11 protein-coding genes are annotated in these 14,666 nt (G+C 69.7%); all 11 read right to left on the bottom strand.

The annotated features are described in order from the left end of the window. Nucleotides 1–29 precede the first annotated feature (29 nt). The gene (locus AB0K00_RS29510; RefSeq protein WP_363526504.1) at nucleotides 30–1,037 is read right to left on the bottom strand and encodes a sugar phosphate isomerase/epimerase family protein; all 1,008 of its coding nucleotides are present in this window, start codon (nucleotides 1,035–1,037) and stop codon (nucleotides 30–32) included. A gap of 379 nt (nucleotides 1,038–1,416) precedes the next feature. Then, a complete protein-coding gene (locus tag AB0K00_RS29505) occupies nucleotides 1,417–2,967 on the bottom strand; it encodes a ThuA domain-containing protein (RefSeq protein ID WP_363526501.1) in 1,551 nt (516 codons plus the stop codon). Between the two features lie 188 nt (nucleotides 2,968–3,155). Next, nucleotides 3,156–4,334, bottom strand: coding sequence for a xylose isomerase (gene xylA, locus AB0K00_RS29500; protein WP_363526498.1), 1,179 nt, complete (start codon nucleotides 4,332–4,334; stop codon nucleotides 3,156–3,158). Then, on the bottom strand, nucleotides 4,331–5,467 hold the full coding sequence (locus tag AB0K00_RS29495) for a Gfo/Idh/MocA family oxidoreductase (protein ID WP_363526676.1): 1,137 nt from the start codon (nucleotides 5,465–5,467) through the stop codon (nucleotides 4,331–4,333). Before AB0K00_RS29495 ends, xylA begins: the two co-directional genes overlap by 4 nt. An 81-nt stretch (nucleotides 5,468–5,548) precedes the next feature. Then, nucleotides 5,549–6,601 carry a substrate-binding domain-containing protein gene (locus AB0K00_RS29490; RefSeq protein WP_363526496.1) on the bottom strand — a complete coding sequence of 351 codons (1,053 nt, stop codon included), beginning with the start codon at nucleotides 6,599–6,601 and terminating at the stop codon, nucleotides 5,549–5,551. A gap of 156 nt (nucleotides 6,602–6,757) precedes the next feature. Beyond that, a complete protein-coding gene (locus AB0K00_RS29485; RefSeq protein WP_363526493.1) occupies nucleotides 6,758–7,816 on the bottom strand; it encodes an ABC transporter permease in 1,059 nt (352 codons plus the stop codon). Continuing rightward, entirely contained in the window at nucleotides 7,813–9,381 is a 1,569-nt protein-coding gene (locus tag AB0K00_RS29480) for a sugar ABC transporter ATP-binding protein (RefSeq protein WP_363526490.1), read from the bottom strand. Before AB0K00_RS29480 ends, AB0K00_RS29485 begins: the two co-directional genes overlap by 4 nt. Next, nucleotides 9,378–10,568: an ROK family transcriptional regulator gene (locus tag AB0K00_RS29475; RefSeq protein ID WP_327008837.1), complete on the bottom strand. Its 1,191-nt coding sequence runs from the start codon at nucleotides 10,566–10,568 to the stop codon at nucleotides 9,378–9,380. Before AB0K00_RS29475 ends, AB0K00_RS29480 begins: the two co-directional genes overlap by 4 nt. A 1,313-nt stretch (nucleotides 10,569–11,881) precedes the next feature. Continuing rightward, complete coding sequence (locus AB0K00_RS29470) at nucleotides 11,882–12,700, bottom strand: ABC transporter permease (RefSeq protein ID WP_363526487.1); 819 nt, start codon at nucleotides 12,698–12,700, stop codon at nucleotides 11,882–11,884. Beyond that, a complete protein-coding gene (locus tag AB0K00_RS29465; protein WP_363526485.1) occupies nucleotides 12,700–13,467 on the bottom strand; it encodes an ABC transporter permease in 768 nt (255 codons plus the stop codon). Before AB0K00_RS29465 ends, AB0K00_RS29470 begins: the two co-directional genes overlap by 1 nt. 190 nt (nucleotides 13,468–13,657) lie before the next feature. Then, on the bottom strand, nucleotides 13,658–14,590 hold the full coding sequence (locus tag AB0K00_RS29460; protein WP_363526482.1) for an ABC transporter ATP-binding protein: 933 nt from the start codon (nucleotides 14,588–14,590) through the stop codon (nucleotides 13,658–13,660). Nucleotides 14,591–14,666 lie beyond the last annotated feature (76 nt).

The following is a 14,666-nucleotide window of genomic DNA, read 5'->3' as shown; positions in this document are numbered from 1 at the left end:
TCAAGCGTGTGTCAGGACACGGGAACGCGTCAGGACGAGGACGAGAACGCGGCGTCGAACGCGGCCGCGGGGGCGTCGAAGGCGAGCCGGCGCACGAAAGCCAGCGCCTCGGGGGCGCCGATGAGCCGGTCCATGCCGGCGTCCTCCCACTCGATGGAGATCGGTCCGCTGTACCCGATGGCGTTGAGCGCCCGGAAGCAGTCCTCCCAGGGCACGTCGCCGTGGCCGGTGGAGACGAAGTCCCAGCCGCGGCGCATGTCGGCCCAGGGCAGGTGGGAGGCGAGCCGGCCGCGGCGGCCGTCGCCGGTGCGGACCTTCGCGTCCTTGCAGTCGACGTGGTAGATCCGGTCGGCGAAGTCGAAGATGAAGTTCACCGGGTCGAGCTCCTGCCACACGAAGTGTGACGGGTCCCAGTTGAGGCCGAACGCGGGCCGGTTGCCGATCGCCTCGAGGGTGCGCTTGGTGGTCCAGTAGTCGTAGGCGATCTCGCTGGGGTGCACCTCGTGCGCGAAGCGGACGCCGACCTCGTCGAAGACGTCGAGGATCGGGTTCCACCGGTCGGCGAAGTCCTGGTAGCCGTCCTCGATCATCTGCGGCGGCACCGGCGGGAACATGGCCAGGGTGTGCCAGATCGACGAGCCGGTGAAGCCGATCACCACGTCGACGCCGAGCTTGCGGGCGGCGCGGGCGGTGTCCTTGATCTCCTCGGCGGCCCGCTGGCGGACGCCTTCGGCTTCGCCGTCGCCCCAGATGCGGGCGGGCAGGATGCCCTGGTGACGCTGGTCGATCGGGTGGTCGCAGACGGCCTGGCCGACCAGGTGGTTGGAGATCGCGAAGACCTTCAGGTTGTGCTTGGCCAGGGTCTCCAGTTTGCGGTCCACGTAGGACTCGTCGGAGAGGGCCTTGTCGACCTCGAAGTGATCGCCCCAGCAGGCGATCTCGAGGCCGTCATAGCCCCATTCCGATGCCAGGCGACAGACCTCCTCGAAGGGCAGGTCGGCCCACTGGCCGGTGAAGAGCGTGATCGGACGCGCCATGCTGTTCCTCCGGTGCTACGGCGGTGATTGAGCACTGTGGGTTCAGGCGCGAGGGAGACCTGCGAACGGGACGGCGGGCCGATGAACACAATGCACGGCGCGGGTGGGTTGCGCCTCCCACCCGCACCTGTCCAAGGGCCGACCAGGTGCAGAACCCATTTTAAGAACGAGCTCCCACCAGTACAAGCTGCAAAAAAGGCGACCCGTCCGCCCGGATCGCACCTGCCCGGCCACGGGGGGAGTCGGCGTCACCACCCGGGACGTTGTGGCAGGTGCTGTGGTGCATCCGAGCGGACGGGGCCCGGACGGCGGGGCCGGTCGGCGTCGCGACCCCGCCACCCGTCTGTTCAGCCGTGGGAGGCAGGCCCACGGCTGAAGATCAGGCGTTGAACAACGTGAACTCGTCGACGTCGAAGAGCGATCCGCTGCCGCCGTGGAACACCAGGACCACCGTGGTCGAGGCGTTGGTGCTCAGCGGGATCGCCGCGGTGCGGAACGTGTCCCAGCTGCCGGTGTTGGCGACCGCGACGCTGCCGAGCAGCGCGCCGGTCGACGAGCCGGCCCGGAACTCGACCGTGCCGCCGGCGCCGGCCGAGGACCATTTGATCCGGGCGCCGGCGACGTTGGAGAGCGTGACTCCGGTGTACGCCGCCCAGTCGTTGTTGTCGATGAAGCCGGCCGTCTGCCCGCCGGTGGCGGGGCCGTGCGCGGCGACCTGCAGGCCGCTGTTGGACGACCAGGCCTCGCCCTGGCGGGTGGTGGCGGCGCGGGTCAGGGTGATCTGGTCGAGGTCGAACAGGGAGCTGCCGGTGCCCTTGAAGACCAGGTACAGAGTGGTGTTGGTGCTGGTCGCCAGGGGTGTGAAGGCGTCGCGGAAGGTGTCCCAGCTGCCGGTGTTGGCGACCGCGACGCTGCCGAGCAGGGTGCCGGTGTTGGAGCCGGCGCGCAGTTCGACGGTGCCGCCGGCGCCTGCCGACGAGGTGCGCACGGTGACGCCGGTGACGTTGGCGAGGTTGACGCCGTTGAACGCGACCCAGTCGTTGTTGTCGATGTAGCCGGCGGTCTTGCCACCGACGGCGGGTGTGTGGTTCGCGACCTGGACGCCAGACTGGGAGGACCACGCCTCGCCCTGGTAGACGCTGCCGGACGGGACGACCGGCGCCGCGCAGTTGCCGTCGACGCGCTTCGCGGTGTACCGCAGGGCACCCAGCAACAGGTTCCTGAAGTTCGCGTCGGCGTAGCTCTCCTCGGTGTGCCCGAAGCCGGTGTAGAACGACCGTCCGTTGTCGATGGTCTTGCACCAGGTGATCGGGTGGTCGCCGCTCATCGTGCCACCCGAGTACGACGACTCGTTCAGCGAGGCCAGCACGTGTGCCGTGGCCCGCGGGTTGGTCTGGTAGTTGTACCACTCGTCGGTGCGGGTCCAGGTGGCGGCGAGGTGGGCCGTGGCCGGGTGGCTGCGGTCCTCGACGTTCACGCTGGCCTGCTGGATCGCCGGGTGCGAGGAGAACCAGGCACCGACGAGCGTGCCGTAGAACGGCCAGCTGTACTCGGTGTCGGCCGCGGCGTGCACGCCGACGTACCCGCCGCCGCCCCGGATGTAGGACTCGAAGGCGGTCTGCTGGGCGTCGTTGAGCACGTCGCCGGTCGTCGACATGAACACCACCGTCTGGTACTGGGCCAGGTTTGCGGTGGTGAACGCGGCGGCGTCCTCGGTGGCGGTGACGGTGAAGTTGTTGGCGGCACCGAGCGACTGGACAGCCGCGATGCCGGTGCCGATCGACGAGTGGCGGAAGCCGGCGGTCTTGGAGAAGACGAGGACCTTGTACGGGGCGTCGGCGGCGCTGGCGGGCGCCGGGCTGAATGAGGCTGCGGCGAGCAGGCCCGCCGTAGCGGCGGCGAACCATCTCCGGGCTGAACTTCTGAGCATGACAGTTCCTTCACGATGGGCGTGAGCGCGCGCCGTCGCGCCGTCATGATGTCGTCTGCAGTTGTGTGCCTGTCCGCCGGCGCGGCACCCACGTGCCGCGCCGGCCTGACAGACCTTTCCCCACCGGCCTCCCCTGCCGCGGGGCGCAACCGCGGCAGGGCCCTCGCTGCCGGCGAGGAAAAGCTTCGTTATCCCCTGATTCCCAGGAGGTGTTCCATGGCCAGCTGGTCAAGGCGTTCGAAGGCCATCCCCCGGGCGGCCACCGCGTCGACGTCGATCTCGTCGGCCCGCAGCATGTCCAGGGACTCCCCGGGCATCAGCGTCGGCACCGACAGTTCGTCGACCCGGGCCGCCGCGAGTGCCGCGGAGACCTCGGGGTCGTCGCGGAACGTGCGGACCTTGTCTTTCAGGATCAGGTAGTTGCGCATGCACGCCGCGGCGGTGACCCACACTCCCGCGGCGTCCTCGGTACGTGGCGGCTTGTAGTCGAAGTGCCTTGGCCCCGCGTACGCCGTCGGGTAGCCGGAGCTGTTCTCCAGTACGTCGACGGTCCAGAACGCGCCGCGCAGGTTGCCGGCGCCGAAGCGCAGGTCCTGGTCGAAGCGGGGGCCGTGCTGGCCGTTGAGGTCGATGTGGAACAGCTTGCCGTGCCACAGGGCCTGGGCGATGCCGTGGGCGAAGTTGAGCCCGGCCATCTCCTCGTGCCCGACCTCCGGGTTGAGCCCCACCCGCGACGGCTCATCCAGGGTCGAGATCAGGGCGAGGGCGTGGCCGATCGTCGGCAGCAGGATGTCGCCGCGGGGCTCGTTCGGCTTCGGTTCGATCGCGAGGCGGATGTCGTATCCGCGCTCCCGGATGTACGCGCACAGGGCGTTGATCGCCTCACGGTACCGGTCCAGCGCGGCTCGCATCTGTTTGCCGGCACCGGATTCGGCACCCTCGCGGCCGCCCCACAGCACGTAGGTCGGCGCGCCGAGCTCGGCGGCCAGGTCGATGTTGCGCAGGACCTTCTGCAGGGCGAACCGGCGGACGGCGCGGTCGTTGGCGGTGAACGCGCCGTCCTTGAAGATGGGGTGCCCGAACAGGTTCGTGGTCGCCATCGACACCACCAGGCCACTGGTGTCGAGGGCTTCCCGGAAGCGACCGATCAGCTTGTCGCGGACCGTGTCGTCGCTGCCGAACGGGATCAGGTCGTCGTCGTGGAAGCTGACCCCATACGCCCCCAGCTCCGCCAGCCGGTGCACGGACTCGACCGGGTCGAGCGCCGCGCGCGACGCCGAGCCGAAGACATCCTGGGCCTGCCAGCCCACGGTCCAGAGCCCGAACGCGAACCGGTCGGCGGGAGTGGGGGCGTAAGGGTCGTTCATGCCAGCACGCTGACCCAGGACGCGTCGGACTTCTCCACGGCGTCAAGCACGAGTTGTACCTGCAGCGCGTCCTCGAACGACGGCGTCGGATCCTGTCCGGTGGCCACCGCCTCGATGAAGTCCCGCATCTCGTGGGTGAAGGAGTGCTCGTAGCCGATGATGTGGCCGGGCGGCCACCACGCGGCGACGTAGGGGTGCTCCCCCTCCGTCACCAGGATGCGGCTGAAGCCCTGCTCGGCGGTCGGCCTGGTGGCGTCGTAGTACTCGAGCTCGTTGAGCCGCTCCAGGTCGAACACCAGCGAGCCGAGCTCGCCGTTGATCTCGACCTTGAGGCCGTTCTTGCGGCCGGTCGCGAAGCGGGTCGCCTCGTAGGTGGCCAGGCCGCCGCCGGAGAGCCGAGCGACGAAGACAGCCGCGTCGTCGACGGTGACCTCCCCCGTCGCCGCACCGGCGCTGGCGCTCAGTCCACTGGACGCCTCCGGCAGCGGGCGTTCCTTGATGAACGTCTCGGTGATGCCCGTGACACCGGTGATCTGCTGGCCGGTGACGAACTGGGTCAGGTCGATGATGTGCGCGCCGATGTCGCCGAGCGCGCCCGAGCCGGCCTTGTCCTTCTGGAGCCGCCAGACGAGCGGGAAGTTCGGATCGGTGATCCAGTCCTGCAGGTAGACGGCCCGGACGTGCCGGATCGCGCCGAGCCGGCCGGCCGCGATGAGGTTGCGCATCAGCGAGACGGCGGGGACCCGGCGGTAGTTGAACCCGCAGGCGGACCGGACGCCGAGCGCCCGGGCCTTCACCGCCGCCGCGACCATCGCGCGTGCCTCGTCGACCGTGTTGGCGAGGGGTTTCTCGCACAGCACGTGCTTGCCCGCTTCCAGCGCGGCGATGGCGATCTCGGCGTGGCTGTCGCCCGGGGTACAGACGTCGATGACGTCAATGTCGTCCCGGGCGATCAGCTCGCGCCAGTCGGTCACCGCTTCGGCCCACCCGAGCCGGCTCGCGGCTTCCGCCACCTTCGCCCCATCGCGGCCGCAGACGGCGACCATGGTCGCCCGCGCCGGCAGATCGAAGACCCGGTTCACGGTGCGCCACGCCTGTGAGTGCGCGGCGCCCATGAACGCGTAGCCGACCATGCCGACGCGCAGCTCCCCGCTGCTGCCCTGAGTGGACACTTGGCGGTTCCTTTCTGGTGGTTGGCTCTACCTGACGACCTGCTAGGACTTGAAGCCGAGCGGCAGGTACTTGTCGACGTTGTCCTTGGTGATCGTCTCGGACTGCAGGACGATCAGCTTCGGCACCTGCAGCTCGACCAGGTCGCCCATGCCTTTGCCCTGGGCGGCGAGGCGGGCCAGGATGATCGCCGAGGAGGCCATCGACGGCGGGTAGGTGACCGTGCAGGTGAGCACCGTGTCGCCCGCCTTGATGTGGTCCATCGCGTCGCGGGAGCCCGCGCCGCCGACCATGAAGAACTCCTTGCGGTTCGCCTGCTGGATCGCGGCGAGGACGCCGACGCCCTGGTCGTCGTCGTGGTTCCACACGGCGTCGAGCTTCGGCGCGGCCTGCAGCAGGTTCGCCGCGGCCTTCTGGCCGGACTCGACGGTGAAGCCCGCCGCGACCCGGTGCTTGACGGTGAGGCCGTAGAGCTTGAGCGCGTCGGCGAAGCCCTTCGACCGGTCCTTGGTCAGCTGGAGCTCGTCGATGCCCGGGATCTCGCCGATGACGGCGTCCGTCTTGCCCTTGAGCTTCTCGCCGATGAACTTGCCCGCGGCGATGCCCATGCCGTAGTTGTCGCCCTTGATCAGGGAGAACGACGCGGCCGAGTCGGAGAACTCGCGGTCGAGGTTGATGACGATGATGCCGGCCGCGGTGGCCTTCTTGCCGATCTCGGTGAGCTGCGCGCCGTCCTGCGGCAGCAGCACGATCGCGTCGGGCTTCGAGCCGATCAGGGTGTCCAGCGCGGCGATCTGCGCGGGAGCGTCCTTACCGGCGTCGACGACCTTCAGGGTCACGTCGGAGAACTTGGCCGCCTGCGCCTTGGCGTTGGCGGTGATGGCGCCGATCCAGCCGTGGTCGGCAGCCGGGGCGGAGAAGCCGATGGTGACGGCCTTGCCCGGCGCCTGCGAGGTGGCGGCGTCCTTCACGGTGGCGCCGCTGTCGCTGTCTTTCGTGTCGTTCGACGTGCAGCCGGCAAGCAGTACGCCGGCGCCGACCGCCGCCCCACCGAGGAGAAGTTTGCGGCGGGACATGTCAGCCGAGGATGCGCTCATCACGACCTCCTGGTCGTCTGTGGGATGTGTGGGGGTGTACGTTTTACTGCATTTTGGGCGTGTTGATCAGCACTGCCGTCGCGGCTGGACGGCGGTGATGTGTTCGGCGGTGTGTCTGCGGAGCCCTGGTGCCCTATGGGGGTGGGACCTTGGTGCCTATCTCTTGAGGTGGGTTCTGAAGAAGGAACCGACCCGGAACTGCTGGATGAGGACCGCGACGACGATGATGCCGCCGTTGATGATCCGCTGGACGTCCAGCTGCAGGTTGTTGACGATGAACAGGTTCGTGATCTGCGTGAAGATCAGCACGCCGAGCAGCGAGCCGACGATCGTGCCGCGGCCGCCGGTGAGCGCGGTACCGCCGATGATCGCTGCGGCGATCGCGTTGAGCTCGTACAGGTCGCCGTGGGTGTTGCTGCCTGAGGTCGTCTGGGACACGACCATCAGGGCGGCGATGCCGCAGCAGACGCCGGACAGCACGTAGAGCAGCGTGGTCTGCAGGCGGACGTTGATGCCGGCCAGGCGGGCCGCCTCGGCGTTGCCGCCGATCGCGATGGTGCGCCGGCCGAAGGTGGTGCGGTTGAGCAGGACCCAGCCGATCGTGGTGACGGCCAGGAAGATGATGACCATGTACGGCACCCCGAGCAGCCGGTCACCGGCGAGGCTCTTGATGAACGGGTCCGCGGTGATCTGGGTGTGCGAACCGGAGATGTTCTGGGCGAGGCCGCGGGCCGACAGCATCATCGCAAGGGTCGCGATGAACGGCACGAGGTTGCCGTAGGAGATGAGCGCGCCGTTGACGAGGCCGGCGATCGCGCCGACAGCGAGCGCGGTGAAGACCATCGCCGCCGGGCCGAGGTCCTGGGTCGCCACGGTGGTGCACCAGACACTGGCGAGGGCCAGCAGCGCGCCGACCGACAGGTCGATGCCGCCGCTGATCATCACGAACGTCATGCCGACCACGATCACGCCGATGCTGGACGCCTGGGTCAGCACGGTCAGCTCGTTGGACCAGAGGCGGTCGATGTCCAGGAAGATGTCGGAGCGGGTGACGGCACCGATGATCAGCAGCAGGACCAGCACCCCGATGAGGGCGAGGTTGCGCTTGGCGGAGTCGGCGCCGTCCCGCTGCCACCAGCCCTGCCCGGCGGATGCTCCCGCCGTGCCTTTGCTCAGCTCCACCGGGTCGGCGGACGGTGTGGTCGCGGTGCTCATGCTGCGGTCCCTTCGGGGGCGGTGCTCGCCAGGTCGGCCCCGTCGAGCAGCGAGCCGGCCATCACCAGGTCGAGCACAGTGTCTTCGTCGAGTTCGTCCGCCGGCGCCTCGCGCACGAGCCGTCCCTCACGCATGACGAGCACGCGGTCGGACAGGCCCAGCACCTCAGGCACCTCGCTGGACACGAGCAGCACGCCGACACCCTCGTCGGCGAGTCTGCGGATCACCTGGTACAGCTCGGCGCGGGCACCCACGTCGACGCCCCGGGTGGGCTCGTCGAGCAGCAGGAGCTTGGTGCCGCCCAGCAGCCAGCGGCCGACGACGACCTTCTGCTGGTTACCGCCGGACAGCGTGCGCACCGGGCGCCGGACGTCGTTCGGGCGCAGGTCGAGGCCTTGGGTGATCTTCTCGGCCTCGGCGCGCTCGCGTCCCGAGTCGGTGAAGCCGACCCGCGCGAAGCGGGTGAAGCCGGCCAGGGTGACGTTGCGGTAGATCGGCTCGCCGAGCAGCAGCGCCTGGCTCTTGCGCTCCTCGGGTGCCATGCCGATGCCGGCCTTCACCGCGGCGTTGACGCTGCCCCGGCGCAGGGCGTTGCCACCGACCACCACCGTGCCGGCGGTCGCGCGGCGGGCGCCGAAGATGGTCTCCAGCACCTCGGACCGGCCGGAGCCGACCAGCCCAGTGATGCCGACGATCTCCCCGGCGTGCACGGCCAGCGAGATGTCGCTGAACCGGCCCTCCAGGCTCAGGCCCTCGACCTGGAGCAGCGGCGCCTCCTGGTCGAACACCCTCGCCGGCTCGGGCTTCTCGGGGAAGACGTATTCGATGGTGCGGCCGGTCATCCGGCTCACCAGCTCGCGGGTCGGCGTGGTCTTCGCGTCGAGGTTGGCCGCGGTGGTGCGGCCGTCCTTGAGCACCGTCACGCGGTCGCCGATCTCGCGGATCTCCTCCATGCGGTGGGAGATGTAGATGACCGCGATGCCCTGCGCCGTCAGCGCGCGGACCATGCGGAACAGGTTCTGCACCTCATCATGGGCGAGCACGGCGCTCGGCTCGTCCATGATGAGCAGCCGGGCCTCGCGGGACAGCGCCCGGCCCATGCTGACGATCTGCTTCGCGGCGGCCGGCAGCTTGCCGACCTCCCGGCCGACGGGGATCTCCGCGTGGCCGAGCCGCCCGAGGATCTCCGCCGCGCCGCGGCGCATGGTGCGCCGGGCGACGAACCCGCCGCTGTGCGGCTCGTGGCCGAGGTAGATGTTCTCGGCGACGCTGAGCCCGTCGACGAGGTCGAGCTCCTGGTAGATGGTGGCGATGCCGGCCTTCATGGCCGTCTGCGGGCTGTTGAACGCGGCCGGCTGACCCAGCCACATGATCTCGCCGGAGTCCGGGGTGTGCGCGCCGGAAAGCACCTTGATCAGCGTCGACTTGCCGGCGCCGTTCTGTCCGAGAAGGCAGTGCACCTCCCCGGCCCGCACCTCCAGCTGCACACCGTCGAGCGCGCGCACACCGGGGAAGGTTTTCACCACATCAGTAAGTTTGAGGACGATCTCGTCCGAAATTGTCATGATGGCCGTCCATATGCGAGTTCGCTGGCCAGCACCGCGGCGCCAACAACGCCGGCGCGGGGGCCGAGCTCGGACAGGACGACCGGCAGATTGCCGGTCGCGAGGGGAAGCGAACGCCGGTAGACGACGCTGCGGATCTCCGCGAGCAGGATGTGACCGAGGCCGGCGAGACCGCCGCCGATCACGATCATCGACGGGTTGATGAAGCTGACCAGACCGGCCAGCACCCCACCCACCCGGCGCCCACCGTCACGGATGAGACGGATGCACGTGACGTCGCCCTCGGCCGCGCCGTCGGCGACGTCCTTGGCGGTCACGACGCCGTTGGCGTTGAGCCGCTCCGCGAGTGCCGGCGAGGCACCGCTGCGGGCCGCCGCCGTCGCGTCACGGGCCAGTGCACCGCCGCCGAACAGGGCCTCCAGGCAGCCGACGTTGCCGCACGAGCACACCGGCCCGTGGCTGTCGACCTGGATGTGCCCGATGTCGCCGGCGCACCCGTCGGTGCCCCGGTAGACCTCGCCGTTGAGGTAGATGCCGCACCCGATGCCCGTCCCCACCTTCAGGAACAGCAGGTTGTCCACCGAGTGCGCGACGCCGCCGTAGCGCTCGCCGATGCTCATGATGTTCACGTCGTTGTCGACGACGACCGGGCAGTTGAACTCGCGCCCCAGCACCTCACGCACCGGGAACCTGTCCCAGCCCGGCATGATCGGCGGCGAGACCGGCACCCCGTCACGGAAGCTCACCGGCCCGGGCACCCCGATGCCGATGGCGTGCAACCGCTCGAACGAGCCCTCCGCACGGAACTTGTGCAGGATCTCGTTGACCCGCTGCAGTATCACCTTCGGTCCCGACCTGATGTCGGCGGGCTCGCCATATGCCGTCACCGGCTCCAGCCGCCCGTCGGTGATCTCGACGTCGATCGAGCTGGCACCCAGGTCCACCGCGGCGAACCGCAGCTCGGGGTTGAGCTCCACCAGCGTCGACCTGCGCCCGCCCCGGCTGGCCGCGGGACCGGCCTCGCGGATCAACCCGGTCGCGACGAGCGCGTCCAGGTCCGCGAGCAACCGCGGCCGCGGCACCTCCAGGCGATCCGCAAGCTCCGCACGCGACAACGCACCGGTGTCCCGCAACAAGCGGAGCAGGCGCGACTGAACCGGACCGTCTACCGCACTGACCGTGTTCACAATGGCACCTCCTCATCTGGTCGCAGGCAGGCGTCCGCGACACGCGGCTACACCACCACACCTCCACTGAGGTGCTGGTTGCCGGGTCGTGTGCCGTGCGTTACACCCGTGTTGCGTCGAGACTTTAGGCCCTTCAAAGCGCCGCGTCTAGGTCTTCTATCCCCCGTTACCAAACTTTTGCTGAATCCAACGGAAGTTGGCCCACTTCCGAATGTTTCGCGGTTTTCCCAGCTCACGCCGCATATAGCCGTCGCGCTAAACACGTACTTTGCGGACAAATAGCTCGTGGTGCGGCGGCGGGACCGTGAGGGCCGCATGATCGAGGCGGGTTCCGGCCGCGCGGGCGACCGCTCCGGTGGTCGTTCGGACTTCCGCTCCGTGTTGCGTCGGGAAGCGGCACCGGGGGCGGGTCCGTTTCGTGGCGAACGGGCGGGCGCCGGCGCGGAATTCAGCCATGCGGGTCACCGTCCGGAGCACCTGACAATCACCCACTCCCATCCTTCGATCTCGACGCGAAGATCCACGGTGTCGTCGCTCGCGAGGAGACCGGCCATGCCCGCGCCGTCCAGGGTCGGGCATCACGACGATCCCACGCATCCGCCGTGGCTCGCCCACCCAGCTGAACCCACGATCACGCCTGAGCGCCCACGCCCGTGCCGCCCGGCAGCCGCACCTCGGTCCCAGCTGAACCCACGATCACGCCTGAGCGCCCGCGTCCATGCCGCCCGGCAGCGCTCCCCGTCCCAGCTACGCCCCCCCCCGTCACGCCCGTGCCCGGATGACCCCACCTCCGCGACCGAACGGCACGCGTGACCGTATGACACGCCGCGACCGGCGACAGGCCCACGATCAGACGACACGCCCTTCAGCAGCAGAATGCCCATCCGGCGGCAGGCCATCGTCAGACCGCGATCAGACGACACACCCCGCGGTGACCACGCACGCACCGCCCACGCACGCCGGCAGCACCTCGCCGTTGAGCAGCACGAAGGCCGCGACGCAGGAAGGCCGCCACGCAGGAGGCGCCGCGACGCAGGAAGCGCCGTGGCCCGTGGGTCGTTGCGCTGGCTGCTTCAGCAGCAGGATGCCCATCCGGCGGCAGGCCCTCGTCAGACCGTGATCAGACGACACGCCCCTCGGTGGCCACGCACGCACCGCCCATGCTCGTCGGCAGCACCTCGCCCTCGCCGCCGGCGCGAAGGCTGCGACGCAGGAAGCCACCGCGGCGCAAGAGACGCCGCGCACAGGAAAAGCCGCGGAGCGGGAAACGCAGCGGCGCAGGAGACGACGTGGCGCGTGGGTTGTCGCGTCGGCTACTTCAGCAGCAGAATGCCCATCCGGCGGCTGGCCATCGTCAGGCCGACGGCGGCGAGAGCAAGCAGATACGCCACGTGCCACAGCACCGTCCAGTCCGGCGACCCGGTGGTGATCGCCCGCAGGAGGGCGACTCCGTGATACAGCGGGGTCAGCTCGATCAGGACCTGCAGCGGCGCCGGGAAGTCCGACGGCGGCGAGAACGTGCCGCTGAACAGGAACAGCCCGAACTGGGTCACGTTGATGTAGTCGAAGTCCTGCCAGGAGCGCAGCAGCGTCGACAGGCCCATGCCGAGCGCGCCGAACGCGAACCCGACGAGCAGCGTCACCGGCAACGCCACGAGCGCCCAGCCCCAGGTGGTGAGGTCGAGCGCGGCCATGACGACGAGGAAGACCGCGGAGTAGACGCCGCCCCGGCACATCGCCCAGATGAGCTCGCCGACGGAGACCTGCATCGGGGTGATCGGGGTGGCGAGCGTCGCATCATAGATGCGCATGAACTTGAGCTTGCCGTAGAAGTTCATGGTGGTCTCGGCGAGCGCGCCGTTCATCGCGGAGGCGGCGAGCATTGCCGGCGCCACGAACTGTGCATACGTCACGAGCCGCCCGTCGGGCAGCGCGATGTCCCCGACGAGCCGCCCCACCCCGACGCCGATCGAGAGCAGATAGAGCAGCGGCTCGACGAACCCGGACAGCAGCACCCACCAGTACGCGGCGTGCCGGGCCGCGGCGAGGTTACGCGCGGTGACGGACAGGGCGCCGGAGGTGCGGTGGTCGAGGCGGGCCATCGCCCGCGGGAAGATGAGGGTGGTGACCATCAGTCGCCCAGCTTCCGGGTGAACGAGCGCAGCGCCAGCACATAGCCGACCCCGCACCACAGGACGAGGACCGCGACGTGGGCGGGCAACCCCCAGGCGGTGGCCGTGCCGAGGGTGGCCGCCCGGGACAGCTCGACGCCGTGCCACAGCGGCGACACCCACGCCAGCAGGCGCGCCGGCACCGGCAGGCTCTCCACCGGGAAGAACACGCCGGCGAACAGGGTCATCGGGACCACCGCCACGCGGAACAGCACCGCGAACGCGCCGTCGCTCTCGGCCCGCGCGGCGAACGCGAAGCACGGCGCCGCACACGCCGCGCCGAGCAGGACGCTGACCAGCGGGGTGAGCACCGCCCACCACGAGTGCAGCGCGCCGAACAGCAGCAGCACCACCAGGAACCCGGCGGCGGACAGCCCGACCCGCAGCGTGACGAACAGCAGATGGCCGCGCAGCATGTCACCCACGGTGAGCGGCGACGCCCGCATCGAGTGATAGATCCGGGTCCAGTTGAACCCGCTGAACACCGGCCACGTCGAGTCGCCGACCGCCACCTGCAACGCGGTCGAGGCCAGCAGCCCGGGGCCGAGATAGTCCAGATAGGGCACGCCGATCGCGGTGGAGCGCTCGTCGATGTAGTGCCCGACGGTGATCCCCATCGCGACCAGGAACATCGCCGGCAGCGCGAACGAGCTGAACACGCTCGCCCGCCACGTGCGCCGGTAGGACACCAGGTGGTATTCGAGGGCCAGGGCGGTCGGGTGCGCCATCAGCCGGCCACCGTCCGGGCGGGCCGCACAACGGCCGTGACCGTGGAGCCATGCAGCCGTGGCTCCACCTGAGGGCGGGCCGCACCGTCGCGCACCGTCTCACCTTCCGTCACGAGTGTTTTCTGTGCTGGGACGCACCACGGCCCGGCAGCACCGGCGGCTCCTGCCTCGTCTTCCAACGCCCGCCGCACTAGTCGACCAGCGTCCGGCCGGTGAGCTGCAGGAACACGTCTTCGAGCGAGCCGCGCCGGACCAGCACGCTGGACGGCGTCAGCCCCCTGCCGTGCAGTTGTGCCGCGGCCGCGTCGCCGTCGTCGGTGTAGACCAGGATGCGGTCCGGCAGCACCTCGGTGCGCTCACCGATGCCGTCGAGCTTGTCCGCGAACCCGTCGAGCGGATCGTTGCCGAACCGCACCTCGAGGACCTCGCGGGTCGAGTGCCGGTCGATGAGCTCCCGCGGCGAGCCCTCCGCGACGATCCGGCCGGCGTCCATGACGACCAGGCGGTCGCACAGCTGCTCCGCCTCGTCCATGTAGTGCGTGGTCAGCACCAGCGTCACGCCGCGCTGCTTGAGCCGGAACAGCCGCTCCCACACCAGGTGCCGGGCCTGCGGGTCGAGGCCGGTCGTCGGCTCGTCGAGCAGCACGATCTCCGGCTCGTTGACCAGCGCCCGCGCGATCGTCAGGCGGCGCCGCATCCCGCCGGACAGCGGCTCGACCTTGTCGCCGGCGCGGTCGGCGAGCTGCACGAAGTCGAGCAGCTCCATGGCTCGTGCCCGCGCGACCCGGCGCGGGATGTTGAAATAGCGCGCGTAGACGGTCAGGTTCTCCAGGACGGTGAGCTCCAGGTCGAGCGAGTCCTGCTGCGGGCAGACCCCGAGCCGCGCCCGGATCGCCGCACCGTCCCTGGCCGCGTCCATGCCAAGGATCCGCAGCGAGCCGGCGGTGGGCCGGGACACGCAGCCGATCATCCGCATCGTCGAGGACTTGCCGGCCCCGTTGGGACCGAGAAACCCGAACGCCTCCCCCGCCTGCACCCGCACGTCGATGCCATCGACCGCGGTGAAGTCACCGAATCGTTTGACCAGTGCGGTCGCCGCGATCAATGCCCCGTCTTCAGCCACGTCGCGACACTAACCCAGAGGTACGACAGTTTCGGTCCCGGTTTGCGGGCGATGCCCGGCGGTTGGCACGATGTGC

It is taken from the genome of Dactylosporangium sp. NPDC049525 (genome assembly GCF_040676755.1).
Classification (GTDB): domain Bacteria; phylum Actinomycetota; class Actinomycetes; order Mycobacteriales; family Micromonosporaceae; genus Dactylosporangium.
Note: the sequence above shows the minus strand (reverse complement) of the source record. Positions and strands in the feature narration are given on the sequence as shown.

What these genes read in the sequence shown, in the direction of transcription:
- AB0K00_RS29510 (WP_363526504.1), bottom strand. Translation starts at nt 1,037, where the DNA reads ATGGCGCGTCCGATCACGCTCTTCACCGGCCAGTGGGCCGACCTGCCC.
- AB0K00_RS29505 (WP_363526501.1), bottom strand. Translation starts at nt 2,967, where the DNA reads ATGCTCAGAAGTTCAGCCCGGAGATGGTTCGCCGCCGCTACGGCGGGC.
- xylA (WP_363526498.1), bottom strand. Translation starts at nt 4,334, where the DNA reads ATGAACGACCCTTACGCCCCCACTCCCGCCGACCGGTTCGCGTTCGGG.
- AB0K00_RS29495 (WP_363526676.1), bottom strand. Translation starts at nt 5,467, where the DNA reads ATGGTCGGCTACGCGTTCATGGGCGCCGCGCACTCACAGGCGTGGCGC.
- AB0K00_RS29490 (WP_363526496.1), bottom strand. Translation starts at nt 6,601, where the DNA reads ATGAGCGCATCCTCGGCTGACATGTCCCGCCGCAAACTTCTCCTCGGT.
- AB0K00_RS29485 (WP_363526493.1), bottom strand. Translation starts at nt 7,816, where the DNA reads ATGAGCACCGCGACCACACCGTCCGCCGACCCGGTGGAGCTGAGCAAA.
- AB0K00_RS29480 (WP_363526490.1), bottom strand. Translation starts at nt 9,381, where the DNA reads ATGACAATTTCGGACGAGATCGTCCTCAAACTTACTGATGTGGTGAAA.
- AB0K00_RS29470 (WP_363526487.1), bottom strand. Translation starts at nt 12,700, where the DNA reads ATGGTCACCACCCTCATCTTCCCGCGGGCGATGGCCCGCCTCGACCAC.
- AB0K00_RS29465 (WP_363526485.1), bottom strand. Translation starts at nt 13,467, where the DNA reads ATGGCGCACCCGACCGCCCTGGCCCTCGAATACCACCTGGTGTCCTAC.